We start from the raw sequence: 24,526 nt of genomic DNA, 5'->3' as shown, positions 1-24,526 counted from the left end.
AATTCCTCCGAGTCGGATAACTCGCGACAGCTAACCATCCCACAGGGGGGAAACTATCAATCAATGCGACAAGACACGAACGCCCACCACGCCCGCTCTCGACCATGAACAGGGACGGACTGCTCGCTATCGCCGTCGCGGTGTGCTGTCTCTTCTCGCTCGGGACGGCCGCCGGAACGCTCGACTCGTCGGTCCAGACGGACCCCGACGACGTAATCGACCTCGATTCGTCGATGCTCCCCATCGGGTCCGAACAGGCCGACGAACTGAAACAGCAGGTGGCAGACCCGTCACAGAGCGGCGACGCCGAGGCGTCGGCCGATAGCGAGTCGAGCGACTCCGACGCGGGTTGGGAGCAAGCCGAGGAGATCCTCGAGGCCGAGCGACAGGAGGCCCAACAGGAGCAGCAACAGCAGCAGGAGCAGCAGTCCCAGTCGCAGTCGGAGTCCGGCACCGGAGACAGTGTGCCCGAGGAGCCGTCGCTGTGGGAACGGCTGCTGGCGTTCTTGGAAGCGATGCTCCCGTTCGCCGTGCTGTTCGGGCTGCTCGTCGCCGCCTACACCTACCGCGACCGCCTCGCCGCCCTCGTCGGTCGCTGGTTCCCAACCTCCGACGACGGGTCGTCGACGACCGACGAACCGGTGGGCGACCCGAAGCCGAAAGACGACGTCTCCGCCGCCTGGTGTGAGATGCTCGCGTCCGTCGGACTCGAACGCGAGACGAAGCTCACGCCCCGCGAACGCGGCGAGAAGGTCGCCGAACGCGGCGAGGACGCCGAGGCCGTCTGGGGGCTCACCTCGCTGTACGAGAACGTCCGCTACGGCGGCGCGGCGGTGACCGACGAGCGTCGACAGCGCGCTCGCGACTACCTCCGCCGCTTCCGCGGCAACTCTGGAGGGGACCGATGAACGTCCGCCGTCTCCTCCTCGCGGGGACCGGTCTGGTCGTCCTCCTCGCCGGTGTCACCGGCGGGAGCGCGCTCCCCACGGACGGACTCGTCAAGTTGCTCGGCAACGACTATTTCCTGATGGCCGCGTTCGCGGTCGTCGGGCTGCTCGTCGCCGTCCCCGTACTCGTCTCCGGTCGGAGCGCCCGCCTCAAACAGGCGGAGATGCCCGAGGCCGAGCGACCCGTATCGGCCCCGTCGCCGGGCGAAGGGTTCGACGAGGCGCTGTCGGACTGGCGGCTCTCGATTCCCCTGATCGGACGCCGCCGGCGCGCGGCGCTCCGGGACCGCCTCCGCCGCGCCGCCGTGGAGACGCTCCGGACGACCGAAGGGTACGACCGAACCGAGGCCGAGCGACGCGTCGACGAAGGCACATGGACCGACGACGAGACGGCCGCCGCGTTCCTGCGAACCGAGTCGTCGCTGCGCGCCGATGGCGGCAATCCGTCGAAATCCCCACCGAGCGCGCGGAGTGCGCGAGGAGCCGCGCGTCGGACGGCCGAGGAAATCGCCCGAATCGCCGACGAGGGTCGACGGTGAGCGAGTACCAGACCCACAGGTGGCGGGGGGTCGTCGCGCTCTCGCTCGTCGCGGGCGCGGTCGGCTTGCTGGCGGATCGCCCGAACCTGCTCGTCCTCGCGGGCGTCGGCGTCGTGTTCGCGACGTACCCGCGACTCATCTCGGCACCGACGCCGGCGCTCGAACTCGACCGCCGGGTGAGCGACCGCTCGCCGAATCCCGGCGACGTGGTCGACGTGTCGGTCACGCTCCGAAACGTCGGCGAGAACACGCTCGCGGACCTCCGCATCGTCGACGGCGTGCCGGCGGCGCTGTCGGTCGTCGATGGGGCGCCCCGGCGTGGCGCAGCGCTCCGTCCGGGGTCGGCCGTCTCCTTCGAGTACAGCGTCGAAGCGAAGTCCGGCCAGCACAGTTTCGTCCCCGCGACGGTCGCTGCGCGCGACATCAGCGGCGAGCACGAGGTAGAAACGACGGTGAGCGACGAGACGGAACTCGCCTGTACGGGGCAGTCGGAGGCCCCGGCGGGTCGCGACGTGACGCTCGACACCGTCGGTCGGGTGCTCTCCTCGAACGAAGGGTCGGGGCTGGAGTTCACCCGAACCCGCGAGTACCGCCGCGGCGACTCGATGAGTCGGGTCGACTGGAAGCGGTTCGCCCGCTCGGGCGAACTGACGACCGTCGAATATCGAGAAGAACGGTCGATGTCGGTTGTGCTGCTCGTCGACGCGCGACCGGAGGCGTACCGCGCGCACGACGATGAACCGAACGCGGTCGTTCGCAGCGTCGCCGCTGCGAAACAGCTGCTCGAACCCCTATTCGGTGGGCGTAATCGGGTCGGCGTCGCCGCGTTCGGCCGCGAGTTCTGCTGGCAGGCGCCCGGCGGCGGCGCGAACCAGCGCGTCGAACTCCACCGCCTGTTCGAGACGCATCCGGCGTTCGCGCCGACGCCGCCGCGGGAGGCGCCGCCGCTGGACGAGCAGGTCGAACTGCTCCGACAGAGACTCGGCTCGAACACCCAGATATTCCTGTTCTCGCCGCTGTGCGACGACGACATCGTCACGGCGGCGCGGCGACTCGACGCCTACGGCCACGCCGTGACGGCGGTGAGTCCGGACGTGACCGACGAGACGACCGTCGGCGAACGCCTCGCGGCGACCGAACGGGCTGCGCGGGTGTCGACGCTCCGACGGACGGGCATCCCGACCGTCGACTGGGGACCGGACGCCCCGCTGGAGTCGGCGCTCGCGAACAACCGGAGGGCGATGGCGTGAGCGGCACCTTCGTCCGCAAACCCGCGCTGTTGAGTTCGACGCTGGCACTCCTCGTCGCCGCCGCGGCGACGTGGCACCTGACGGAGGGGACGTTCGGCGCGCTCGCGCTCATCGTCGCCGGATCCGTCGTCGTTGCCGTCGGGTCGGCGTTGCAGACGCGCCGCGAGACGGGCCTGCGCTGGGTTGTCGTCGGTGCGGGCGTCGTCGTCTCGCTCGTCGGCGTCGCGCTCGGCGCGACCGCTTCGAGCGAACCCGGCGCGCTCGTCCGCACGGTCCCGGGACTGCTCGGCGTCCTCGTCGTCGGACTGGCGCTCGCGCCGCTCCGGGGAGACGGCTCCCGCGGCCTCCTCAAGGCGGGCGCGGCGCTTTTGTTCCTCACCGTGCTGGTCAGCGGCCTGCTCGACCCCGAGACGCTCCAACCGTTACTCGTTGGGACGGTGGCAACGGTGCTCGTCTACGACCTCGGCGAACAGGCCATCAACGTCGGCGAGCAACTCGGCCGGGCCGCCGAGACGAAGAGCCTCGAAGCGACCCACGCGGTCGGGAGCGTCGGCGTCGGCGTCGCGACGGTGTTTCTTGGCGGCGAGGTGGCAACGCTCGGTTCCGGCGGGATGTCGCTGTCGGCGTTGGCGCTCGTCGTCGTCGCCGTGCTCCTGTTGGCGGCGGCGCTCCACGAGTGAACGGCGAGACTGAGTATCTACGGATACCGTCTCGTTTCCCTGAGATACGGTTTAGCGTATCCGCGGCGTAGTTCGAAGCAATTGACTCATTCCGACGTCCAGCGCATCGACGACGAACCATCGACCACAGCGAACTACTGATGGGAGAACTCTCACGACGAGGACTGTTAGCGTTAGTCGCGGCCGGAGCGACATCGACGCCGCACATCGAGAAGGCCCCCGACGGCGGATGGAACCAGTTTCGGCCGGGCGAGCGACTCCGCATCACGGGGGGCGAGACCGATGGCGACGGAGAGCCTCCCGCGTCGGCGTCGAAGTGGGACGTCTACCTCGGGACGACGCAGACCGACAACCTGCTCCCGTTCGTCTCGACGCAGGACGGGTGGCGACGGCACGGGCTGACGACGCCGTCGGTGAACACCGGCCGTATCCGCGGCGTCGCCGACCACGTCGTCCGCAACGACGACGAACTCGAACGCGCGTTCAAGAACCTCTCGGCCGGAGAGACCATCCGTATCGACCCGAAGAACGCGCCGTACCGGACGACGAGCTGGCTGGATGTCGACGCCGACGGCGTTACCGTCGTCGGGGCGGGCGTACCGACACTCGTCAAACCCGCCGACGAGGCGAACGTCGGCGGCATCCGCATCGGGCACAACTCCCGCTGCCACGACGTGACGGTTCGCGACGTGGGCTACCACGGCAACACCGAGAACCAGGACGACGCCGCGAAGAAACTCCACGGGATAATCGTCCGCGACGCGTCGAACGTCGTCCTCCGCGGGAACTCGGTGACGCGGACGCACCCGTACCGCGAACACGGCGACGGCGGCAGCGGCATCAGTGTCGAACGCGGCAGCCAGAACGTCAGAGTCGTCGACAACCGCATCCGCGAGTACGGCGACCGGGGCATCCAACTCGGCGGGCAGAACATCTTCGTCTCGGGCAACATCGTCACCGAGGGGACCGACCGCGCCATCGCCTGCGACCTCTGGTCGCCCGGCGGGACGAACGAAGTCGCAAACACGGTCATCATTACCAGCAACATCGTCGGCAACAGCCACCAAGGGAGTTTGACCGGCATCGCCACCGGCGCACCGGGCGCATCCGACGACGGCGCGCACGTCACCATCACCGACAACATCGGCTTCGGTTACCACAAGTCGTTCTGCCACGTCCGCGGCCCCGGCGCGGTTCACAACGTGACGATTCGGGGGAACGTGAGCGTCCACTCGACGGAGGGGCTCAGAACGAACCAAACGACGAAGTTCGCGGGCGTTGCCATCGACCCCGAGAAGGGCGGCCGCAACATCACCGTCGCCGGAAACAAACTGGTCGGCTACAGTCGTCACGGCGTCAACATCCAGAGTCCGGTCTCGGACTTCGAGGTGACGAACAACATCCTCACCGAACCCGCCGAAGTGGGCATTCGCATCAAGTGGGCGGAGAACGGGCGCGTCGACGGGAACACCGTCACCAGCCCGGGCGAGGACGGTATCCTCCTCGACGAGGCGAAGGCAGTGTCGGTCCGAAACAACCGAGTCCGCGGCGCGGTGCTGCCCGGCATCACCGTCGAAGGCGGTTCGGGCGGCGGTCACGAACTCGCGGACAACTACCTCCACCAGCGCGAAGACGCAGACCCCGAAGTCCCCGGCGTGTTGGTCGGCAGTTCCGAGACGGTGGTCTCCGGAAACACGATTCGACAGACCGGCGACGTAGCGCTACTCGAACTGCGCGGCGCGTCGCATAACCTCTATACGAACAACCGCGCTGTCAGAGACGAGGGGCAGGCTGGTTCGGTACGCGCGGCGCGCGCGTTACGCAGCGACGGCAGCCTGTGGCGAATCCAAAGCGCCAGCGCCCACGTTAGAGACCACACGCCCGCGTTCGACAGCCACCGGGGACTGACGCCGAGCGGTGGGACGCTCCGCGTCCAGTTCCAAAAACCGTACGTCCGCCGACCGAAACTCTCGTTCGGTCGGAGAGGCGGCGGTGTCGAGTCCGTGCGCTACCGCACGAACGACGCCGGGGCGTTCGTCGGCGCGACGCTCTCGGTGAGCGGCGACAGACCCGTCGACCTGTTCGTCGAGAGTCCGTGAGCCGACAGCGGCCTTTCCGAGGCCGTACGTTTACGTGGCTTCCTCGCGTATTCGGAGGCATGAACCTCGCGAACTACACCGACGACATCGGACCGGGGCTCCTCATCGTCGCCGGATTCGTGCTCTTTCTCATCCCCGAACCGGCAACGTCGACGCTCGGAATCGGGTTGATGCTGTTCGGTCTCGCCTACTGGTTCTACGAGTGGGGACGGCCGTAGCCGACGCAAAAATCTGGACCAAAAACTCAGTCGTCTCGCTTCACCGCCGGATTGGTGACGGCTCCGTTCGCCGCCGAGTCGAACGACTGGCCGTACTTCGCCAGCACGCCGGAGGTGTAGTTCGGCGGGTTTGGCTCCCAGTCGGTGCGGCGCTCGTCGAGTTCCCCGTCCGTCAGGTCGACGGCGAGCGTCCGGTTCGGGATGTCGACGGTCACCTCGTCGCCGTCTTCGAGTAGCGCGATTGCACCGCCGACGGCCGCCTCGGGCGCGACGTGGCCGACCATCGGTCCGCGCGTCGCTCCGGAGAACCGACCGTCAGTCAGCAGCGCCACGTCGTCCTCGTGGCCCTGCCCCACGACGGCGGCGGTGACGCCGAGCATCTCTCGCATGCCGGGGCCGCCCTGCGGTCCCTCGTTGCGGATGGCGATGACGTCGCCGGACTCGATTTCGCCCGACTGGACGTAGCGCATCGCGTCCTCCTCGTTTTCGAACACCCTCGCGGGACCGGTGTGGTGGAACGCGTCGTCGCCCGTCGCCTTGATGACCGCGCCGTCGGGCGCGAGGTTGCCCTTCAGAATTTTGATCGCCCCCTCGTCGTAGAACGGGTCCGACACTGGGCGGAGGAAGTCCGCGTCGATTCCGTCGTCGTCGATGTCGAGGTGGTCGAGTTCCTCGGCCATCGTCCGGCCGGTGACGGTCATCGCGTCACCGTGGAGCAGGTCGGCGTCGAGCAGCCGCCGGAGGACGACCGGTACGCCACCGACGTCGTGGAGGTCCTTCATCACGCGCGTGCCGCCGGGTTGCAGGTTCGCTATCTTGGGCGTGCGCCGGGAGATGTCGTCGAAGTCGTCGATGTCGAGGTCGATACCCGCCTCGGCGGCGAGTGCGAGGAGGTGCAGGACGGCGTTGGTCGACCCGCCCATCGCCACCTGCAGCGCGATGGCGTTCTCGAACGACTCCCGCGAGAGGATGTCGGAGGGGCGGCGCTCGTCCTCGACCGCTTCGAGCGCGAGTTCGCCGGCCCGTTCGGCGATCTCGTATCGCTCGTCGGACTCGGCGGGGGCGCTGGCGCTGCCGAGCGGCGCGAGCCCGAGCGCCTCGGAGATGGAGGCCATGGTGTTCGCGGTGAACATCCCGCCGCACGACCCCGCGCCGGGGCAGGCGTGGCGTTCGAGGTCGTCCAACTCGTCGGCGCTCATCTCGCCCTGCGCGTAGGTGCCGACGCCCTCGAAGACGTTCTGCACCGTCACGTCGCGGCCCTCGTGCTCGCCCGGGAGGATGGAGCCGCCGTAGAGGAACACAGTGGGGAGGTCGGTGCGGATGGCTGCCATCATCATCCCCGGGAGGTTCTTGTCGCATCCGGCGACGGTGACGAGCGCGTCCATCCGCTCGCCGAAGGCGACGAGTTCGACCGAGTCGGCGATGACCTCGCGGGAGATGAGCGAGGCTTTCATCCCCTCGGTCCCCATCGAAATGGCGTCGGAGATGGTGATGGTGCCGAACTCGATGGGCATTCCATCTGCACTTTCGACGCCGGCGATGGCGGCGTCGGCCACGTCGTCTAAGTGGACGTTACACGGCGTGATGTCGGCGGCGGGGTTGGCGACGCCGACCATCGGCGCCGAGAGGTCGTCGTCGTCGAAACCCATCGCGCGGAACATCGCTCGGTGCGGGGCGCGCTCGGCGCCCGACGTGACCGCCGAACTCGGCAGGTCAGGGTCTTTCTCGCCCGCGAAGCGGTCGGCATCGGCCCCTTCCTGACCCTCGTCCGGGTGCGGTTGCTGCTGGCTCATGTACCGCACTTACCGCGAGTGGGCTTAAATCGCCGCCACGAAACAATGCTTGCTGTCGGATTCGAGTCGGGTCGTCCGGTGACTCAGCTCCCGCCGCGACCGACTGCCCCGGCGACCCGTTCCGCGACCAGAACCGACATGTGTCGTGGTTGGGAGATGACCGCATGGCAGACCCGCTCGAGCTCGAAGATTTCTACGACCTCCGACGAATCCGGGACGTGGCCGTCTCGCCCATCGGCGACCGTGTCGCGTTCGTCGTCGCCGAGAGCGACCCCGACGCCAACGAGACGCGCAGATCGCTGTTCGTCGCGCCTACAGACGGGAGTCGGAAGCCGCACCGTCTCACCCGCGCCTCCGACGCCGGGTTGCCCGCGTGGGGACCGACGGGAGAACGACTCGCGTTTCTCGCGAGTCGCGACCGCGACGTGGCGCTCGAAGTCGGTCGAAGCGACGAATCGGGAGACGAAAGCGAGGTAGACGAGGACGGCGAAGAGAGCCGCGGCAGCGACGGTGATGAGGAGCCGAAACCACAGGTCTGGCTGTTCGACCTCGCGCTCGGCGGCGACGCCCGTCAAGTCACCGAGTTCGACGAGGGCGTCCGCGAGTTCGACTGGTCGCCCGAAGGGGACAGAGTGGTCGTCGCCGCGCGCGACCCGACCGAGGAGCAGCGCGAGTACCTCGACGACCGCCGCGACGGCGGCCCGGTCGAAATCACCCGCCTCCAGCACAAGCGCGACGGAATGGGCTTTTTGGACGACGTTCGGAGCTACCTGTTCGTCGTGGACGTGGCGACTAGGGAGTCACGACGACTCGACGACGCCTACGCCCGCGGGGCGATGAGCACTGGAGGCCTCCACCCGGCGTGGGGCGCGGACGACCGCATCGCCTTCCGGTCGTACCGCGGCGAGAAGCCCGACCACACGTTCGAGCAGGACCTCTACACCGTCGCGCCCGACGGCGGGAACCTCCGACGGCTCACCGACGGCGGCGTCGGCGTCTCGAACCCGCGGTGGAACGCGGCGGGCGAGCGACTCGCGTTCGACGGCGCGAACCCGACGAACACCTACCACCCGACCGAAGTGTACGTCGTCCGCGACGCCGAAGATTCGGAGCCGCGGTCGATTTCAGCCTCGCTGGACCGCACCCGGGCGCGGAGCGGTGCACCCGAGTGGGTGAGCGACGACGAGCTCCTCGCACCCGTCGGCGACGAGGCGCTGACCCGACTCGTCCGCCTTGACGCCGAGCGAGACGACCCAGAGCGCGCGTTCGAGAAGCAGGGGATCGACCGGACCGTCACCCGGTTCTCCGTCGGCGGCGACCGCGCCGTCGTCTGTCTGAGCCACCCGAGCGAGGGCGCGGACCTGTACGCGCTCGACACCGCCGACCTCGACGGGAGCGACCCGCTACGGCTGACGCGGTTGAACGACGACCTGCTGGCCGACGCCGCGCTGCCAACCTGCGAGCGAGTTCACTACGAAAACGGCGACGGAATCGAAGTGGAGGGACTCGCGTACCTCCCCGACGGGTTCGACCCGGAAGGGGAGAGTGAGGAGTCTCGACCGCTCATCGCTCACATCCACGGCGGTCCCACCGCCTACGACGCCCCCGGATTCAGCTTCGATTACAGCTACTGGACCGGCCGGGGCTACGTCGTCTTCAACGTCAACTACCGCGGCTCCACGTCGTACGGCCGCGCATTCAGCGAATCCATCCGCGGCGAGTGGGGACCGCGCGAGGCCGACGACATCGTCTCGGGCGTCGAGGAACTCGTCGAACGCGGGTGGGCCGACGCCGACCGCCTGTTCGTCTCCGGCTTCTCGCAAGGCGGCATCAACACCGCCTACGTCGTTACTCGGACGGATATGTTCGCCGCGGCCGCGCCCGAACACGGCATCTACGACTTCTACTCGCTGTTCGGTACCGCCGACTTACACCAGTGGTACGTCCACGACATCGGCCTGCCGTGGGAGAAATCCGAGGCGTACCGCGCCATCTCCAGTATCCACGACGTGGACGAAATCGACACGCCGCTTCTCGTCACCGCCGGCGGCGAGGACTGGCGCTGTCCGCCGTCGCAGGCCGAACAGCTGTACGTGAGCGTCCGTCGGCGCGGCGTCGACGCGAAACTCGTCGTCTACCCCGACGAGCACCACAACGTCGGCGCGCCCGAGCGGGCGACCCACCGCCTGCGCGAACTCACCGAGTGGTTCGAGAGCCACGACCCCGGCCGCGACGACGGCGACGGCGTCAAGAAAGGCGACGCGTAACGGCGCCGATTACTGCTCGTCGTCTCCGTTCCCCTCACCGTTCTCGCCGTTCGAACCGCTTTCGTCGCCCTCGTCGCGGGTCGCTAACCCAGCGAGGTGGCCCGCCTCGGGCACGATGATCTCCTCTGCGCCGAGGCGGGCAGCGTTCTCGCTCCCGGGCAGGCAGAACACCGGAACGCCGTCGGTGACACCCGCGGTGGTGCGGGTGCCGACGACGCGGGTACCGATTTCCTCGTACGACAACCGCCGAAACAGTTCGCCGAACCCCGGAAGTTCCTTCTCCAGAATCGGTTCGACGGCTCCGACGGTCACGTCGTCGGGTGTGACGCCGGTCCCGCCGGTGGTGACGACTACGTCGGTGTCGTCGCGGCTGACGAGTCGGTTGACCGTGCCCTGAACGCCGTCGTACTCGTCGGCGACGAGTTCGCGCGTGGCGAGTTCGTGACCCTCCGCCTCGAACGCGGCGGCGATGGCGTCGCCCGCCGGGTCGTCGTCGAGCGAGCGCGATGAGGAGACGGTGACGACGGCGAATCCGAGCGTCTCTACGTCGTGGTGGTGATGAGGGTCGTCGTCATGGTGGGGGTCGTCGTCATGGTGGGGGTCGTCGTCGCCGTCCGAGTCGTGGCTGTGGTGGTCACCGGTGTCTGACCTGTAGCCGAGCCGGTCGTCGGTATCCGACCTGTGACCGTCGCCGTGGCCGTGGTCGTCGTCGGGTTCGGTGCCGTGGTGCTGCTCGCCGAGGCCGCCTTCGTTTTCGCTCATGCGGGGTGGTTCGCACGGCGGCACCAAAACTCCGGGCGACGATCGGAGCGAGCGCGTCGCTGCGCCCGACGCCACGTATGTTTAATAGACGATGAACAACCGGCAAATCGTCGGACGGAAACACACAGTTTTGGCGCGCCGGGTGGTGGGACGCAGTATGAAGGCCGTCCAGTTCACGGAGCACGGCGACCGCGACGTAATCGAGTACGGCGACTTTTCCGACCCCGAACCCGACGCCGACGAGGTACTCGTCGACGTAAAGGCGGGCGCGTTAAACCACCTCGACATCTGGACGCGCAGAGGGATGCCCGGTATCGACCTGGAGATGCCGCACATCCCCGGCAGCGACGCCGCGGGCGTCGTCGAAGCCGTCGGCGAGGACGTCACTCGGTTCGAGGAGGGTGACCACGTCGCCGTCAGCGCGGGCGTCTGGTGCGGCCAGTGCGAGTTCTGCCGCGAGGGCGACGTCGCGCGCTGCGTCCGCTTCCACATCATCGGCGAACACGTGCGCGGCGTCCACGCCGAGAAAGCCGCCGTCCCCGAACAGAACCTCGTTCCCGTGCCGGACCACGTCGACTGGGAGGTCGCCGGGTCGGCGTCGCTCGTCTTCCAGACTGCGTGGCGCATGCTCCTCGACCGCGGCGGACTGGAGGCCGGCGAGAAGGTACTCGTCCTCGGGGCCTCGGGCGGCGTCGGCCACGCAGCGGTTCAGATAGCCGACTACGCGGGCGCGGAGGTGTACGCCACCGCCTCCAGCGAGGAGAAACTGAAGTACGCCGAGGAGTGCGGCGCCGAGCACGTCATCAACTACGAGGAGGACGACTTCGCGGCCGAGATTCGTGACCTGACCGGCAAGCGCGGCGTCGACATGGTCGTCGACCACGTCGGCGAGGCGACGTACCCCGACTCGCTGAAGAGTCTCGCGAAAGGCGGCCGCGTCGTCACCTGCGGGGCGACCACCGGCGGCAACCCCGGCGCGGGACTGAACCGCATCTTCTGGAACCAACTGTCGGTCATCGGGTCAACGATGGCGACGCCCGGACAGGTCGACGACGTGCTCGAACTCGTCTGGGACGGTACCTTCGAGCCGCGCATCCGAGAGACTCTGCCGATGAGCGAGGCCGAGCGCGCCCACGAGATGATAGAGAACCGTGAGGGCTTTGGCAAGGTGGTCGTAATACCCGACAGTGAGTACGAGTAGCGAGGAGTCTACGACGGGGCGGGAGACGGAGACGGACGGCGGGTATGTCCACCGACCCGACGGTGAACCGAACGCGGAACCGGAACCGTCGGGGTTCGGCGTCCGGGGGTGGGCGCTCGTCGCCGCCGTCGTGCTGTCGTTTCTCGTCGTCCCGGGCGTCATCTACCTCGTTCCCAGCGCGCCGGGCGAACTCGGGCTGTCGTTTTTCGCCGCCATGCTCGCATTACCGCTGGCTCCAGCGCTCATCCTCGGCCTGACGGCCGTGTGGTCGATGACGGCCGCCACTCGCGGTAACGAGTGACGAGAGTCGGCAATCAGCTATTTGGAGCCGTGCGGCGTACGAAAACCATGAACGAGCAGTATCGACGCCACGGATTGCCGCAACCGACGCCGCGACAGTCCCCGGAAGAAGTCGTCGAACTCCAGTTGGAGAGCCTCCGACACAACGACGAACCGTACCTCGACAGCGGAATCGAGACGACGTACGTGTTCGCCTCCGCGAAGCGCCGGCGCACGTCGGGGTCGCTCGAACGGTTCACCCGCACGGCGCGAAGCGACATCTACCGACCGCTGGTGGATCACGAGCGGGCGGCGACGACGCCGGTCGAGGTTGACGGCGACACCGCCAGACAGGAAGTCGTCGTCGTCGCGCCCGACGGGGAGGAGGTTCGCTATGAGTTTCAGCTATCGCGGCAGCGCGGCGGCGAGCACGACGGCTGCTGGCTGACCGACGACATCGCCCCCATGGAGTGAGGATGGCGAGTGATACAGACGCGGAGCGCGCACCGGTGACCGACGTTCCCGGCGAGTCCGTCTACGTCGAGACCAACGGCGTCCGGTTGCACACGATTCAAGCCGGTCCGGAAGACGGCCGGCTCGTCGTCTTACTCCACGGCTTCCCGGAGTTCTGGTACGGCTGGTGCGACCAGATTCGACCGCTCGCGAACGCCGGGTACCGTGTCGTCGTCCCCGACCAGCGCGGCTACAACCTCAGCGATAAACCCGACGACGTCTCGGCGTATCACATCGACGAACTCGCTGCCGACGTGGTCGGCATCCTCGACGCGCTCGACCGCGACACCGCCGCCGTCGTCGGCCACGACTGGGGGGCGGCCGTCGCGTGGTGGGTAGCGCTTCACTACCCCGACAGAGTCGACCACCTCGGAGTTCTCAACGTCCCGCACCCGACAGTGTTCCGACGGACGCTCAAACGGAGCTTCAGACAGAAGCTCCGGAGTGGCTACGTGGGCTTCTTCCAACTGCCGTTCGTTCCCGAGCGACTCGCGAAGGCGGGCGACTGGCGACTGGCCGTCCGGACGATGCGCGAGACGAGCGAACCGGGGACGTTCTCTTCCTCGGATTTCGAGCGCTACCGGCAGGCGTGGGGGCGCCCCGGCGCGTTCACCGGCATGCTGAACTGGTATCGCGCCGCCGCGCGCTCGCGGCCCGAACCAGAGAACGGCCACGTCAAACCGCCGACGCTCGTCATCTGGGGGGCGAAAGACCAGGCCCTCAAGAAGTCGATGGCCCGCGACAGCGTCGATATGTGCGAAAACGGCCGGTTGGTGATGCTCGAGGACGCGACCCACTGGGTCCAACACGAAGAATCCGTTCGAGTCAGCGAGCTGCTAAAGGAGTTTCTGGCGGAGTAGGTCGGGCCGTCTATTCTCGCGGTTCCGACCGCACCTCGCTCACCAGTCGACGACCTGTTTGTCGCGCCAGAACCTCCCGGCGGGACCCCCGGGGCGGAACCGGCAGAGCCACACCGGGGTCTCCGCGCCTTTTTCGACCGGCAGACTGGCGTTCTCGCCGCCCATGTCGGTTCGGACCCATCCGGGACAGACCGAGTTCGCCAGCAGTCCCTCGTCACCGTACTCGCCGTGGAGATACGCCGTCAGCCCGTTGAGTCCGGTCTTCGAGATTCGGTAGGCGGACGACCCGCCCGACTGCGGTTCCGTTATCGCGCCCATTCCCGACGAGACGTTGACGACGCGGCCGCCGAGGGCGGCGGTGAGCGCCGGGAGCGCGTACTTCGTGACGAGCACCGGCCCGCGGAGGTTCGTTGCGAGCGTCCGGTCGATTTCGGGCGTCCGCGCCGCCGCCAGCGACTCGCTCGGCCCGATGACTCCGGCGTTGTTCACGAGTACGTCGAGTCGGCCCTCGTCCTCGTCGATGGTCGCCATCGCCTCGTGCACGTCGCCCTCCTGCGTCACGTCCAGCAGCACGCGGCGCTGGTCGTCTGGAATGTCGTGGGTCGCGCTTCGAACGCCCGCGTACACCGTCGCGCCGAGGTTGGTCAGTTGCGCCGCGATTTCCCGGCCGATACCGCGGTTCGCGCCCGTCACGAGCGCCACCTGTCCGTCCAACGAGTCGTACAACTCGGGGTCGGGGGTCATCTACCGGCGCTTGGTCGCACGGAGGGATAGCTATTATCGAATCGCCGCTGCGTCTCCCGGCCGCTCGCCGAATCGTGCCGTCCCGACGGTCAGAGAGCCTCGACCTCGAGCGGCACGAACCGCTCGCCGGTCCAGCGCCACGCACCCATCTCGTCGCGCGTCGGCGAGACGACGAGGTAGACGTAGCCCTCCCACGTCGCCTCGCGGCGGTCCGTCTCGCTCGGTCGCGCCCGACTCTCGGGGTGAGAGTGGTAGAAGCCGACCACATCGTCGTCCGTCGCCTCGACCGATTCGATAGCTGAGAGCGTCGCCTCCGGGTCGAGTTCGTAGCGCGATCGCGGGTCGGCGGCGACGTTCGGCACCCGGCGAACGCCGGTCACGCGGTTCGGAGCGTCGCCGTCGGTTCGTTCGCCGCATAAGACGCCGCACACCTCCCGCGGTCCGCCGTCGGAACGCAGACCCTCGCGGGCGTGCGAGAAGATGGCGTCGGAGGCCGCCGTCGCCAGAAGCAGTCGTGTCGGCGGCATCGGCGCTCAGTCGAGGTCGCGACGCATCGCGATCTCGAACCACGGGCAGAGGCGCAGTTGGCGGTACCAGTCGGGGTGGTCGTGGAGGTGTTCGTAGTCGACCCACAGCAGGCCGGCGATCTCGTCCTCGTCGGGGTCGAGCGACACGTCGTCGAGCGTCAGCTTCAGCACCGAGCAGACCTCCCACTCGACGCCGTCGGCGCCGGAGACAGACGGATAATAGCGCTTGTACTCGAACTTGTCCGTCACGCGGAGGTCGGAGTACTGGTCGGGCGTGACGCCGAGTTCCTCTTCGAGACGCTGGCGGGTGGCCTCCTCCTGCGTCTGGCCGTCCTCGGGGTGGGAGGCGACGGTGCCGTCCCAGTGGGTGTCCCAGAGGCGCTTCGTGGGGGCGCGCTGGCCGAGGAGAATGCGGCCCCGGTGGTCGAAGACGAGCGCGGTGAACGCGCGGTGACGGATACCGTCGCCGGTGTGGGCGGTGAGCCGGTTAACGACCTCCTGCTTCTCGTCGTTCTCGTCGACGGCGACGACGTTCTGGCGGGCGTTCTTGTGGACCTCGTCTTCGTCGGCCGTGATCGATTCCGACCCCGTGCCGCTCGAATTCGCACTCATACGTGTTCCATCTGCGACAGGGGTCAAGGACTCTTCGATGCGACTTTCGCCGGGACCAGCACGGTTCGGTCGCCGGTGGCGAGCGTCGTCGGCGGTCGGTGGCGGTCAGCATCGGCGGTGGTCGTCGAGTATCGCCGACGGAGAGGAGACTCCTGTGGACGTACCGCGCGGTGACGAGAATCGGCGTATTCGGGGGAAGAACAAAGGGTTTGTAGCGACGTTATTCAGTGTGTTCTCCGTCGACCTGCACTCACACAGTCGGTTTTTCCACGGGTGGCGCGGACGCGCGACGCGCTACGACCCGCTCGGTCTGAAACTACACGCCGTCTTCGCCCGACTCCGGGGACTCGACGGGTTAGCCGTGACGAACCACGACTACACGTACTCCGCGGAGGGTGGGTTTCCGACCATACCCGGAACCGAGGTGACGACGACGGAGGGCCACGTCCTCGTCGTGGGACCGAACCCGCCGAGTCGGACCGAACCGAACGCGCTCACGCCGGGCGAATTGGTCGACCTCGCCCACGACCGCGGGTGCGCGACGATTCTGGCGCACCCGTTTCGAAACAGTTCCGCGCGCGACTCGGGGGCGGCCTTCGACGCGGTCGAACTCAACGGGAAGAACCCCGAACACATCGCGCGGACGCGGCGACTCGCCGAGGAACTCGACCTGCCGCTCGTCGGCGGCAGCGACGCGCACTACCCCATCGAAGTCGGGCGAGCGTACACCGAAATCGACGCCCCCGACCTCTCGCCGGAGTCGGTCGCCGACGCCATCCGCGAGGGGCGCGTCAACCCGGTCGTGAAGCTGAGTCCGGTCGACAAATTGCTGGCCGAGGCGTACACGCGCATCCACACGCACAAGAAGTGGCTCGAACCGATGCCGACGACGAGCGAACGACGAACCGACGACTGACCCGGTCCGCGGCTGCGAGAGCGGCAAATTCGGCTGTCCGGACGCTCAGTCGTCGTCCGGGTCCGGTTCGTACGCGTCGCCGACCGGCAGTTCGACGACGCCTTCTACTGTTTCGACCGTCAGCGACGACGTCTCGATCATCTCGCCGTCGAGGCTGAAGCGGAGCGACTCTCCGGAGAGGACGTCGAGATGCAGGGCGGGCGTCTTCAGACGGTCGATGTGTTCGGTCTCGTGGCCGAACAGACGGGAGGCGGCGGCCTGTCCGACGAGGTCGACGGTCGGCTGCTCCTCAACGACGGTCACGTCGAGCAGGCTGTCCTCCATGTCGGCCTGCGTGCGGCCCTCGACGGGGAAGCGACGACCGTTGCCGATGAGCACCGAGACGGCGTCGCCGGACCAGGATTCCTTCCGCCCGTGGGTGTCGATGTGCATGCGTATGCCGTCGAAATCGGTCATCACTCGGAGCGTGTTGACGACGTAGGCAGCGACGCCGAATCGCTCTTTCAGGTCCGAGGACGTCTCGCCGCTGGCCTCGGCGGTGAACCCACCGACGCAGGAGTTGAGAAACGCGCGAGTTCCGCTTGTCTCGTCGGCTTTGTCGGTCTCGTTGGTTTCGCCGGTCTCGTCGCCGTCTGCGGATTCGTTCCCCCGTCTCGCCCACGACGGTTCGTCCCCGCCCCACGTGACGACGCCGAGGTCAATTTGCCGTCGGTCGCCCGACTCGAACACCTCGAAGGCCTGTTCGACGCTCTCGACTCCGACGTTCTCGGCAAAGTTGTTCCCCGTTCCGCACGGGACGACGCCGAAGGTGACCTGGTCGAAGCCGTCCGCGCGGCGGATGCCCTCGATAACTTCGTTGAGCGTCCCGTCACCTCCGGCGGCCGCGACGAACTCAGCCCCGCTCTCGACGGCGTCGCGGGCGAACCGAATCGCGTCGCCGGCGGAGTCGGTTTCGTAAATCGAAAAGCCCTGTTCCGTGGCCAGACGGCGGACTTCGTGGCTGTGGTCACCGCTCCCGCTGTTCGGATGTAAGACGAGCGTCCGGTCGCTGTGCGCCGGGTGACCGCCATCGCTGCGCGTTGCTCGTGACGAGGTTCGCCTCACTCCGTTCGGCTCACTACCGTCACTTCGCTTCGTCTGCTCACGGGCCGAAGGCCCGCTTGACCTACCGCCGTCCGCACGGACGCACCGGTCGTCAGTCTCGGCCGTTGGCGTCGCCGAGGTGGAGTTCGCTGGGGACGGCATTGAGCTTGGTGACCGATACATCAGCGAGCGCGAAAACGTTGGGGGCCGTTATCCCTGGCCGAGACGCTCGTCGAGGATGAGTCGCGTCTTCGTGCTCTTGACCTCCTCCATCTCTCGGGCGCGCGTGATGAGGTCGTTCACCGCGCGCGTGTCGGCGGCGTCGACGACGAGGACGATGTCCTCCTCCCCAGAGACCTGCCAGACGAAATCGACCGTCTCCCAGTCGGCGAGTTGCTCCGACACCTCGCTCGTGTTGACGTTCATCTCGACCGAGATCTCGACCATCGCTTTGATGTTCCCCGTCCGGGTGGAGACGGTGAACCGTTCGATGACGCCCTCGGTGGTCATCCGTTCGACTCGGTTTCGAATCGTCCCCTCGGACGTACCGACGCGCTCGGCGATCTCCGTGTAGGGCGTTCGTGCATCCCGTCGGAGGACGTTCAGGATGCGGCGGTCTAGGTCGTCCATACACCGACGTGCACCGCGGGGCATATACCGATTACGAAATTCGTAACTTCGCTACGAAAGAAGCACTTATTACCCCCGGTCCCATGTGTTTCTCGTAATGTCGGACGCCTACATCGCGCTGGCTGACGGACGCGTCGTCGAAGGACGTGGCCGTGCGCCGGGACGCGCCCGCGGAGAACTGGTGTTCACGACCGCCTACACAGGATACGAAGAGAGCCTCACCGACCCCTCGTACGAAGAACAGGTTCTCACCTTTTCGTACCCCCTCATCGGAAACTACGGCGTCCGGCGAGAGCGATTCGAGTCCTCTCGCGTTCACCCGCGCGCAGCGCTCGCACGGGAGTTCACCGACGACGTCGCCCAGTGGCTCACCACCGAGGGCGTCCCCGCCATCGACCACCTCGACACGCGTGACCTCGTCACGACGGTCCGCGAAGAAGGGGCGATGAAGTGCGGTATCGCCGTCGGTCCCGACGTGACCCCCGAGGACGCGCGCGCGGAACTGGAGAAGTGCAAGGGGATGAGCGAGCACACCGACATCGGCTCACAGGTGACAGTTCCCGAGGCTCGCCACTACGAGGGCGACGGCCCGACCGTCGCGCTCGTCGACTGTGGGGCGAAAGGCTCCATCGTCTCCTCGCTGCGCGAACGCGGCGCGGACGTCCACGTCCTGCCGTACGACGTCTCCGAGAGCGACGTCGCCGCCGTCGATCCGGACGTCCTGTTCGTCTCGAACGGCCCAGGCGACCCGGCGAACTTCTCGAACGCCCAATCGCTGGTCGAAGCGTTCGTCGAGGACGACGACGTCGCCGTCGCCGGCATCTGCCTCGGCCAACAGATCGTCGCCCGCGCGCTCGGCGGCGACACCGAGAAGATGGCGTTCGGTCACCGCGGGGTCAACCAACCGGTCCGCGACCTCGATAGCGGCAAGGTCGTGATGACGACGCAGAACCACGGCTACACCGTCGCCGACCCCGGCGACCTCGACGTGACGCAGGTGAACGTCAACGACGACACCGCCGAGGGGCTGGCGAGCGAGGAACTGAACGTCATCACCCGTCAATACCACCCCGAGGCGAACCCCGGACCGCACGACTCGCTGGACTTCTTCGACGACGTGCTCGAACTCGGCGAGACAGCCGGCAAGCGTCGCCTCGTCGCGGACTGAGAGCCCCACGAGCGGTCACCGACGTTCCTTCTTTCGCGCTCGAACGCCGAGCGGTGTGTCTCGTACACGTGGATTCAGGCTTCCGTTTTACCCCACTTGTCGCAGTGGTTACTCTGATGGCTGACCCAACCGACGTTCAGACCGTCGAAGAGGGCGACGATTACTACCACGTTCGCTTCCGCGACCCCGACGAATTTGAGACGATTCGGACGCCCGACTGGGCCGCAAACGCCGCCCAGTCGGTGTCGGAGGGTAGTGAGGTTCGGACCGGAAAACGGGAGGGAAGCGACGACTGGGAGGTCGAGAGCGTGCTCATCAAGAAGCAAGCGGGTGAGGAGACAGCGCGAGACGAGGCGAAGAAAATCGTCGAGAAGATAGAGTCGTAGGGCAGTCCGGTCACTGGACTACCACGGTGCCGTCGCTGTTGACGGTCACCTCGTGTCCGAGGTACTCGAACGCGAGAGAGATTCCTCGGTCGCCGCCAGCGACGAGCGTGTCCAGCGCGTCGGGGTCGAGCACGTCGTACAGCGGGGTCTGTAACTCCAGTACCGGGAGGCCCTCGACCTCTGCTACCGCGCTGACGACTCCGACGCTCGGCAGTTCGTCGGTGTCGATTCGATACTCGTATATGTTTCCTGACGACACGAACGGAGTACGGTTCGGAACTGTATAAATAAATTGCCTCAAATCTCGATATGCGGATATTTGACCGCCAAGAAGTTCGTTTTTCGAAACCCAGTGTCCGGAAATCCGACGGAGTATATATACCGACACAGCTCAGTCTCGCTTTTCGAACTCGAAGTTTGCGAGCGGGCGGCGGTCCTCTCGTCTGATGAGATCCTCTTGAACGACCTCAAGACCGAGCTCGTCGAGTGCGAAGGCGATTCGAGTGATGTCGTCGTTGTCGACGCCGACGGCTTCGATGTGGACGTTTCGCTCGCCGGTCATCAGCGTCCGCACTTCGACGACGCCGGGGATATCGAGCGCCGCTTCGGCTAGCTCCTCGCGCTGAGTCACCCGCGCCGAACAGATGAAGATGTAGTGGTGCTGGCCGGGCGTCTGGTTGTAATCTATTTCAATCGTGTAGCCGTCGATAATGCCAACATCTTGGAGTCGGTCGATACGGTTCCGGACCGTGTTGTCGGAGACGCCGAGCGCCGCCGCCACGTCGGTGAACGACGTCCGGGCGTTTTTCTGGAGGAGATAGATGATTCCGCGGTCGAGCGTGTCGGTCCGCTCGTTCAGCGGGTCGGCGCCGGCGAAATCACCGGGGTCGGGAACGTCGTCGGAGTTCATCGGGGGTAGTCGCTCGTTCGACGGCACGGCCAATGAAGCTTCGGCGGCGACGGTGGCTGGTTTTACAGCGAACGTGACAGCGGCGAGAGGTTCGAGAGCAAACGCGCCCCCCGCGCCGCGCCGAGGGCGGCGTACCGTCCTCCGAGGGCGGCGCTCGTCTTCGCCGCCCGCCCGCCGAGTAACGCGCCAGTCTTGGCGGCTTTGCCGCTGAGCATCGCGCCCGCCTTCGCCGCCTTCCCGCTGCGGAGCGCGCCGAGTTTGGCGTAGTAGCCGCTCTGTCTGGCCGCGCCGATGGCGTAGTGGCGCGCGGAGACGGGGATGGGCGTTCGCCGGCCCTGTACCTCCGTCGAACCGCCGCAGATGGCGTCGAGAACCAGCGAGGCGTCGAGGTCCGCGCGCGTCGCGTCGGGAATCGTGAGTTCCGTGTACGCCCGCCCGACGAGCGACAGCGTGTGGGCGTCGCTGGCGGCGACGCCGGGGTAGCCGTGCGCGTCGGCGAAACGTCGCGCCCGTCGGTTCTTGTAACCCGTGAACAGCCACGAGTTGTACACCTCGACGGCGTCCGGCGTTCGGGAGGTGGCGGTCGGTTCGTCGGCGTCGGTACCGCCGTTGGTGTCGGCACGAGTATCGTCGCCGCCGTCAACGCCGTCCGCGGGGCTCGCCTCGGGCGTCTCGTTGCCGATGAGCGCGTCGAGCACCCGCCGTCTGACGCCGTGGCGACTCCGCTGGAACGGGTGCGGGACGATAGCGACGCCGCCGTGGTCGTGGACCCACTCGATCGTCTCGCCGTAGGGTCGTCGCGTCGGGGGCATCTCCTCGACGCCGATAGCGAGCAGATGGCCCTCGGCGGTCGAAACTTCGACGCCGGGAATGCCGACGAGACCGTACAGCGGCGCGAGATCGGCCGCGCGAAGCGACTCCTCGATGGCGTCGTGGTCGGTGATGACCACCGCGTCGAGACCGATTTCGGCCGCCTGCTCCAAGATGAGTTCGACCGGGTCGGTCCCGTCGTACGACGCCTCGGAGTGGACGTGCGGGTCGATGTGGAGGGTGAGCGACACTGTTATAGGAACTACGCGTGCTGCTATATAAATCATCTCGTCGCCGAACTGTCTCGACTACCGGACCGGTCTGCGGCGCGATAGCCGGTCTTTCGACAGGATGTAACCCGCCTCGATTTATAACAGAACAGTTACAAAAACGCGCTCCAGCGAACGGTTTTGTCTCTGGTACTCGTCACCGTCTCTTATGAGCACCGACACGCCGGACGCCGGGTCCGACCTCGTCGCAGTCGGCGACGAACGCGAACTGGCGGAAGCGGGCCGAAAACTCGTCAACGTCCGGGGGCGCGCGATAGCGCTGTTTCACCACGAGGGTGAGGTACGTGCAGTCGATAACCGCTGCCCACACATGGGCTTTCCGCTGACCGAGGGCAGCGTCGAGGACGGCATCCTCACCTGCCACTGGCACCACGCGCGGTTCGAACTCTCCTGCGGCGACACGTTCGACCCGTGGGCCGACGACGTGGAGAGCTACCCCGTCGAACTACGCGACGGAACCGTCTACGTCGATCCGCGACCGACGCGCGACGAACCGCCCGCTGACCACTGGGCGAACCGACTCGAGGACGGTCTCGAACAGAACCTCCGACTCGTCCTCGCGAAATCCGCAATCGGCCTCGTCGACGCGGGCGTCGACCCGAGCGAACAGGTGGAGACCGGAGTGCTGTTCGGCACGCGTTACCGCGAGGGCGGGTGGAGTTCGGGGCTGACTATCCTCACGGCGATGGCGAACGTCCTGCCGACGCTGCGCGACGAAGACGAGAAGCGCGCGCTGTACCAGGGCCTCGTCCACGTTGCCGCCGACTGCGCGGACCAACCGCCGAAGTTCGACCAGGAGTCGTTCGAGGCGCGCGACCTGCCGCATTCGCGCCTGAAATCGTGGTTCCGCGACTGCATCGAAGTTCGCGACGCCGACGGCGCCGAGCGCTGTCTGCGGACGGCTATCGCCTCCGGCGCCTCGCAGGCGGAGCTCACCGACATGCTTGTCTCCGCGGCGACGGACCACCGCTACCTCGACACGGGACACACGATGGACTTCGTCAACAAGTCCTGCGAGTCGCTCGATATCGTCGGGTGGGACCACGCCGAGCACGTCCTCCCGAGTCTCGTCGAGGGCCTCGCAACCGCCGCGCGGAGCGAAGAGCGCTCCTCGTGGCGACAGCCGCTAGACCTTGCCGCGATGCTCGACGACTCGTTCGACCGTCTCGCCGAGCTGCGCGCGGAAGGCGACGGGGAGGAGTGGACCGAACCCGACGACTTCACCGAGACGCTCCGCGACGACGACCCCGACCGCATCGTCGCCGCACTCGAAGGCGCCATCCGGCAGGGCGCGACCGTCGAGCAACTCGCCCGAGCGGTCGCTTACGCCGCCGCGACGCGCGTCGCGCAGTTCTCGACGGCCAACGAGTTCGCCGACTGGAACACTGTCCACCACACGTTCACCTACGCGAACGCCGTCCATCAGGCGAGTCAGCGAACCGACGCGCCGGAACTGTATAGAGGAGTTTTCGACGCGGCGGTCAACGTCTACCTCGACCGCTTCCTCAACACGCCCGCCGCGCCGATTCCCGAGCGGGGGGCAGAGAGCGCCGACTCCGACGAACTGCTCGGCGACCTCCGGATGACGTTCGAAATGGAGGGCGAGGTGAACGACGCCGGGCGCGCTGCCGCGCACTACCTCGACGCGGGCGGCGAGCTGTCGACGCTGAAGGCGCGGCTTGGCGAGGCGCTGCTCCGCGAGGACGCGGGGTTCCACACGTACCAGGCGCTGGAAGCCGGATTCGCGCAGATGGACGAACGCGAGGACTCCCCCGAGGAGGTTCGGACGCTCGCCGTCGCCGTCGCGCGCTACCTGTCGGCACACTTCCCGACGCGCCGCGAGCGCGAGCAGACGTTCACCATCGCCTCGCGGTTACAGCGCGGCGAGAAGATTCACGAAGAGGTCAGTGGAGACTGAACCGGTCGGCGAGAGCGCTCAGAACGACCCCGAAATCCGCTTACCGACCTTGACGCCGTTCCACAGCGCCAGGTGGACGCGCCCCTCGCCGGCGACCCAGTCGCCTGCGAAGAAGAGACCGTCGTCCTCGCCGCGGCGAAGAATCTCCTCGCTCGCGCCCGAGTTCGGTTGCGCGTAGCGCCAACCCTGGTCGTCAGTCCAGTCGAACTCGGCGAGTCGGTCGTCGTCCATCAGGTCGGCGACTTTCCCGGCGACGACGTCGGCCGTCTCCTCCAACGGTTCGTCGTAGTGTTCCTCGGACCACTGTGGAGCCATCTGAACGACCAACAGACTCTCGCCGTCGGGGACGTGGTCGCGCTTGCACTCCTCGCGCGAGAGCCACCCAATATCGTGTTTCTTGTCAGTGTTGACGAGCGCGTAGTACGGCACGTCCACCTCGAAGGGGTAGTGCAGCATCACCGAGCGAATCGTCCGATAGCGAACCGTGCCGACGGCCTCGCGCAGCGCCGGGAGATGTTCGCTGTGCCACTTCGTCTCCGCGAGGAGCGCGGCGGTCTGCGGGGCCGGCGGCGTCAGTACGAGCGCGTCGAAGGGACCGTACGACTCCCCGTCGGTGTCGACGAGGTACCACCGGTCGCCGTTGGCGTCCTCGTCGACGTGTTCGCGTCCGCTGCCGCGCTGGATGCGCTCAACGCGCGTCTCCCGGTGGACCGTCGCGTCCGTCCGCGCGAGGAGTCGCTTCGCGAGCTGCGTGATGCCCTCCTCCCACGTGTACTTCGTCTCCGGGTCGCGGTCGGACTCGGAGATCGTTCCGTCGGCGTCGAACGTCCACACCGGGTCGTCGAAGGCGACGAGTCCGTCGTCGCCAAGGGACTCTACGAGTTCGACGGTGTGCTCGTCGGCGTCTTTCAAGTAGTTCGCGCCGTGGTCGTAGCGGCAGTCGCTGCGGCGGCGCGTCGCCGCCCGGCCACAGACGCCGCGGCTCTTCTCGAGAACAGTTACGTCTGCCTCGGCGTCTCGGAGCGCGTACGCCGCGCCGACGCCCGCCGCACCCGCACCGACGATACAGACGGTTCGGGTCATCGTCCCTCCCAGTCGGTGTCGACCGTTGTGGACTTCGCCAT

26 protein-coding genes are annotated in these 24,526 nt (G+C 67.3%); 15 read left to right on the top strand and 11 right to left on the bottom strand.

What is annotated here, in order from left to right; all coding sequences use genetic code 11:
• Positions 1–104 precede the first annotated feature (104 nt).
• From LAQ58_RS02975 to LAQ58_RS02950, 6 genes are all read left to right on the top strand, one after another.
• The gene (locus tag LAQ58_RS02975) at positions 105–908 is read left to right on the top strand and encodes a DUF4129 domain-containing protein (RefSeq protein WP_224449144.1); all 804 of its coding nucleotides are present in this window, start codon (positions 105–107) and stop codon (positions 906–908) included.
• A complete protein-coding gene (locus LAQ58_RS02970) occupies positions 905–1,486 on the top strand; it encodes a DUF7269 family protein (protein WP_224449143.1) in 582 nt (193 codons plus the stop codon). The genes LAQ58_RS02975 and LAQ58_RS02970 overlap by 4 nt, the downstream gene beginning before the upstream one ends.
• Positions 1,483–2,736, top strand: coding sequence for a DUF58 domain-containing protein (locus LAQ58_RS02965; protein ID WP_224449142.1), 1,254 nt, complete (start codon positions 1,483–1,485; stop codon positions 2,734–2,736). Before LAQ58_RS02970 ends, LAQ58_RS02965 begins: the two co-directional genes overlap by 4 nt.
• Positions 2,733–3,416, top strand: coding sequence for a DUF7519 family protein (locus LAQ58_RS02960; protein WP_224449141.1), 684 nt, complete (start codon positions 2,733–2,735; stop codon positions 3,414–3,416). The genes LAQ58_RS02965 and LAQ58_RS02960 overlap by 4 nt, the downstream gene beginning before the upstream one ends.
• A 140-nt stretch (positions 3,417–3,556) precedes the next feature.
• A complete protein-coding gene (locus tag LAQ58_RS02955) occupies positions 3,557–5,515 on the top strand; it encodes a right-handed parallel beta-helix repeat-containing protein (protein WP_224449140.1) in 1,959 nt (652 codons plus the stop codon).
• 59 nt (positions 5,516–5,574) lie between these two features.
• Entirely contained in the window at positions 5,575–5,733 is a 159-nt protein-coding gene (locus LAQ58_RS02950; RefSeq protein WP_224449139.1) for a hypothetical protein, read from the top strand.
• Positions 5,734–5,759: 26 nt separating this feature from the next.
• Here the strand turns inward: LAQ58_RS02950 and ilvD are convergent, their stop codons facing one another.
• Positions 5,760–7,526, bottom strand: coding sequence for a dihydroxy-acid dehydratase (gene ilvD / locus LAQ58_RS02945; protein ID WP_224449138.1), 1,767 nt, complete (start codon positions 7,524–7,526; stop codon positions 5,760–5,762).
• 164 nt (positions 7,527–7,690) lie between these two features.
• Between ilvD and LAQ58_RS02940 the strand changes: the two genes are divergently transcribed.
• Entirely contained in the window at positions 7,691–9,793 is a 2,103-nt protein-coding gene (locus LAQ58_RS02940; RefSeq protein ID WP_224449137.1) for a S9 family peptidase, read from the top strand.
• Between the two features lie 9 nt (positions 9,794–9,802).
• Here the strand turns inward: LAQ58_RS02940 and LAQ58_RS02935 are convergent, their stop codons facing one another.
• Complete coding sequence (locus LAQ58_RS02935; protein WP_224449136.1) at positions 9,803–10,555, bottom strand: MogA/MoaB family molybdenum cofactor biosynthesis protein; 753 nt, start codon at positions 10,553–10,555, stop codon at positions 9,803–9,805.
• A gap of 157 nt (positions 10,556–10,712) precedes the next feature.
• Here LAQ58_RS02935 and LAQ58_RS02930 point away from each other — a divergent pair, with 157 nt between their 5' ends.
• From LAQ58_RS02930 to LAQ58_RS02915, 4 genes are read left to right on the top strand one after another with little or no spacing between them, the layout of a single operon-like run.
• On the top strand, positions 10,713–11,756 hold the full coding sequence (locus LAQ58_RS02930; RefSeq protein WP_224449135.1) for a zinc-binding dehydrogenase: 1,044 nt from the start codon (positions 10,713–10,715) through the stop codon (positions 11,754–11,756).
• Positions 11,743–12,057 (top strand): DUF7977 family protein, encoded by a 315-nt coding sequence (locus LAQ58_RS02925; protein WP_224449134.1) that lies wholly within the window; start codon positions 11,743–11,745, stop codon positions 12,055–12,057. The genes LAQ58_RS02930 and LAQ58_RS02925 overlap by 14 nt, the downstream gene beginning before the upstream one ends.
• A 47-nt stretch (positions 12,058–12,104) precedes the next feature.
• A complete protein-coding gene (locus LAQ58_RS02920; RefSeq protein ID WP_224449133.1) occupies positions 12,105–12,509 on the top strand; it encodes a DUF4864 domain-containing protein in 405 nt (134 codons plus the stop codon).
• Positions 12,510–12,511: 2 nt separating this feature from the next.
• Positions 12,512–13,408 (top strand): alpha/beta fold hydrolase, encoded by an 897-nt coding sequence (locus LAQ58_RS02915; protein WP_224449132.1) that lies wholly within the window; start codon positions 12,512–12,514, stop codon positions 13,406–13,408.
• A gap of 39 nt (positions 13,409–13,447) precedes the next feature.
• Here the strand turns inward: LAQ58_RS02915 and LAQ58_RS02910 are convergent, their stop codons facing one another.
• The 3 genes from LAQ58_RS02910 to LAQ58_RS02900 all read right to left on the bottom strand — a co-directional run bounded on the left by LAQ58_RS02910 (position 13,448) and on the right by LAQ58_RS02900 (position 15,291).
• Positions 13,448–14,152, bottom strand: coding sequence for an SDR family NAD(P)-dependent oxidoreductase (locus LAQ58_RS02910; RefSeq protein WP_224449131.1), 705 nt, complete (start codon positions 14,150–14,152; stop codon positions 13,448–13,450).
• An 89-nt stretch (positions 14,153–14,241) separates the two neighbouring features.
• Positions 14,242–14,679, bottom strand: a complete 438-nt coding sequence (locus tag LAQ58_RS02905; RefSeq protein WP_224449130.1) for a desampylase — start codon at positions 14,677–14,679, stop codon at positions 14,242–14,244.
• A gap of 6 nt (positions 14,680–14,685) precedes the next feature.
• Positions 14,686–15,291: an NUDIX hydrolase gene (locus LAQ58_RS02900; protein ID WP_224449129.1), complete on the bottom strand. Its 606-nt coding sequence runs from the start codon at positions 15,289–15,291 to the stop codon at positions 14,686–14,688.
• A 229-nt stretch (positions 15,292–15,520) separates the two neighbouring features.
• On the opposite strand from LAQ58_RS02900, the gene LAQ58_RS02895 reads away from it, so the two are divergent.
• Entirely contained in the window at positions 15,521–16,207 is a 687-nt protein-coding gene (locus tag LAQ58_RS02895) for a PHP-associated domain-containing protein (RefSeq protein ID WP_224449128.1), read from the top strand.
• Positions 16,208–16,252: 45 nt separating this feature from the next.
• Here LAQ58_RS02895 and LAQ58_RS02890 read toward each other — a convergent pair whose 3' ends face one another.
• Together LAQ58_RS02890 and LAQ58_RS02885 are read right to left on the bottom strand one after the other, a co-directional pair.
• Positions 16,253–17,311: a diacylglycerol/lipid kinase family protein gene (locus LAQ58_RS02890; RefSeq protein ID WP_224449127.1), complete on the bottom strand. Its 1,059-nt coding sequence runs from the start codon at positions 17,309–17,311 to the stop codon at positions 16,253–16,255.
• 189 nt (positions 17,312–17,500) lie between these two features.
• A complete protein-coding gene (locus LAQ58_RS02885) occupies positions 17,501–17,920 on the bottom strand; it encodes an Lrp/AsnC family transcriptional regulator (RefSeq protein ID WP_224449126.1) in 420 nt (139 codons plus the stop codon).
• Between the two features lie 97 nt (positions 17,921–18,017).
• Here LAQ58_RS02885 and carA point away from each other — a divergent pair, with 97 nt between their 5' ends.
• Both carA and LAQ58_RS02875 read left to right on the top strand, forming a co-directional pair.
• Complete coding sequence (gene carA, locus LAQ58_RS02880) at positions 18,018–19,088, top strand: glutamine-hydrolyzing carbamoyl-phosphate synthase small subunit (protein ID WP_224449125.1); 1,071 nt, start codon at positions 18,018–18,020, stop codon at positions 19,086–19,088.
• 116 nt (positions 19,089–19,204) lie between these two features.
• Positions 19,205–19,474, top strand: coding sequence for a hypothetical protein (locus tag LAQ58_RS02875; protein WP_224449124.1), 270 nt, complete (start codon positions 19,205–19,207; stop codon positions 19,472–19,474).
• 10 nt (positions 19,475–19,484) lie between these two features.
• Here LAQ58_RS02875 and LAQ58_RS02870 read toward each other — a convergent pair whose 3' ends face one another.
• From LAQ58_RS02870 to LAQ58_RS02860, 3 genes are all read right to left on the bottom strand, one after another.
• Positions 19,485–19,733, bottom strand: coding sequence for a HalOD1 output domain-containing protein (locus LAQ58_RS02870; protein ID WP_224449123.1), 249 nt, complete (start codon positions 19,731–19,733; stop codon positions 19,485–19,487).
• 132 nt (positions 19,734–19,865) lie between these two features.
• Entirely contained in the window at positions 19,866–20,384 is a 519-nt protein-coding gene (locus LAQ58_RS02865; RefSeq protein WP_224449122.1) for an Lrp/AsnC family transcriptional regulator, read from the bottom strand.
• A 62-nt stretch (positions 20,385–20,446) separates the two neighbouring features.
• A complete protein-coding gene (locus LAQ58_RS02860; RefSeq protein WP_224449121.1) occupies positions 20,447–21,481 on the bottom strand; it encodes a PHP-associated domain-containing protein in 1,035 nt (344 codons plus the stop codon).
• A 151-nt stretch (positions 21,482–21,632) separates the two neighbouring features.
• On the opposite strand from LAQ58_RS02860, the gene LAQ58_RS02855 reads away from it, so the two are divergent.
• The gene (locus LAQ58_RS02855) at positions 21,633–23,402 is read left to right on the top strand and encodes a Rieske (2Fe-2S) protein (protein WP_224449120.1); all 1,770 of its coding nucleotides are present in this window, start codon (positions 21,633–21,635) and stop codon (positions 23,400–23,402) included.
• Positions 23,403–23,420: 18 nt separating this feature from the next.
• On the opposite strand, the gene LAQ58_RS02850 is transcribed toward LAQ58_RS02855, so the two are convergent.
• Complete coding sequence (locus LAQ58_RS02850) at positions 23,421–24,485, bottom strand: NAD(P)/FAD-dependent oxidoreductase (protein WP_224449119.1); 1,065 nt, start codon at positions 24,483–24,485, stop codon at positions 23,421–23,423.
• Between the last annotated feature and the right edge of the window lie 41 nt (positions 24,486–24,526).

The organism is Haloprofundus salilacus, assembly GCF_020150815.1.
Lineage (GTDB): Archaea > Halobacteriota > Halobacteria > Halobacteriales > Haloferacaceae > Haloprofundus > Haloprofundus salilacus.
Note: the sequence above shows the minus strand (reverse complement) of the source record. Positions and strands in the feature narration are given on the sequence as shown.

Coding starts and splice junctions, on each gene's coding strand:
- LAQ58_RS02975 (WP_224449144.1), top strand. CDS start 105: ATGAACAGGGACGGACTGCTCGCTATCGCCGTCGCGGTGTGCTGTCTC.
- LAQ58_RS02970 (WP_224449143.1), top strand. CDS start 905: ATGAACGTCCGCCGTCTCCTCCTCGCGGGGACCGGTCTGGTCGTCCTC.
- LAQ58_RS02955 (WP_224449140.1), top strand. CDS start 3,557: ATGGGAGAACTCTCACGACGAGGACTGTTAGCGTTAGTCGCGGCCGGA.
- LAQ58_RS02950 (WP_224449139.1), top strand. CDS start 5,575: ATGAACCTCGCGAACTACACCGACGACATCGGACCGGGGCTCCTCATC.
- ilvD (WP_224449138.1), bottom strand. CDS start 7,526: ATGAGCCAGCAGCAACCGCACCCGGACGAGGGTCAGGAAGGGGCCGAT.
- LAQ58_RS02940 (WP_224449137.1), top strand. CDS start 7,691: ATGGCAGACCCGCTCGAGCTCGAAGATTTCTACGACCTCCGACGAATC.
- LAQ58_RS02935 (WP_224449136.1), bottom strand. CDS start 10,555: ATGAGCGAAAACGAAGGCGGCCTCGGCGAGCAGCACCACGGCACCGAA.
- LAQ58_RS02930 (WP_224449135.1), top strand. CDS start 10,713: ATGAAGGCCGTCCAGTTCACGGAGCACGGCGACCGCGACGTAATCGAG.
- LAQ58_RS02920 (WP_224449133.1), top strand. CDS start 12,105: ATGAACGAGCAGTATCGACGCCACGGATTGCCGCAACCGACGCCGCGA.
- LAQ58_RS02915 (WP_224449132.1), top strand. CDS start 12,512: ATGGCGAGTGATACAGACGCGGAGCGCGCACCGGTGACCGACGTTCCC.
- LAQ58_RS02910 (WP_224449131.1), bottom strand. CDS start 14,152: ATGACCCCCGACCCCGAGTTGTACGACTCGTTGGACGGACAGGTGGCG.
- LAQ58_RS02905 (WP_224449130.1), bottom strand. CDS start 14,679: ATGCCGCCGACACGACTGCTTCTGGCGACGGCGGCCTCCGACGCCATC.
- LAQ58_RS02900 (WP_224449129.1), bottom strand. CDS start 15,291: ATGAGTGCGAATTCGAGCGGCACGGGGTCGGAATCGATCACGGCCGAC.
- LAQ58_RS02885 (WP_224449126.1), bottom strand. CDS start 17,920: ATGGACGACCTAGACCGCCGCATCCTGAACGTCCTCCGACGGGATGCA.
- carA (WP_224449125.1), top strand. CDS start 18,018: ATGTCGGACGCCTACATCGCGCTGGCTGACGGACGCGTCGTCGAAGGA.
- LAQ58_RS02875 (WP_224449124.1), top strand. CDS start 19,205: ATGGCTGACCCAACCGACGTTCAGACCGTCGAAGAGGGCGACGATTAC.
- LAQ58_RS02865 (WP_224449122.1), bottom strand. CDS start 20,384: ATGAACTCCGACGACGTTCCCGACCCCGGTGATTTCGCCGGCGCCGAC.
- LAQ58_RS02860 (WP_224449121.1), bottom strand. CDS start 21,481: ATGATTTATATAGCAGCACGCGTAGTTCCTATAACAGTGTCGCTCACC.
- LAQ58_RS02855 (WP_224449120.1), top strand. CDS start 21,633: ATGAGCACCGACACGCCGGACGCCGGGTCCGACCTCGTCGCAGTCGGC.
- LAQ58_RS02850 (WP_224449119.1), bottom strand. CDS start 24,485: ATGACCCGAACCGTCTGTATCGTCGGTGCGGGTGCGGCGGGCGTCGGC.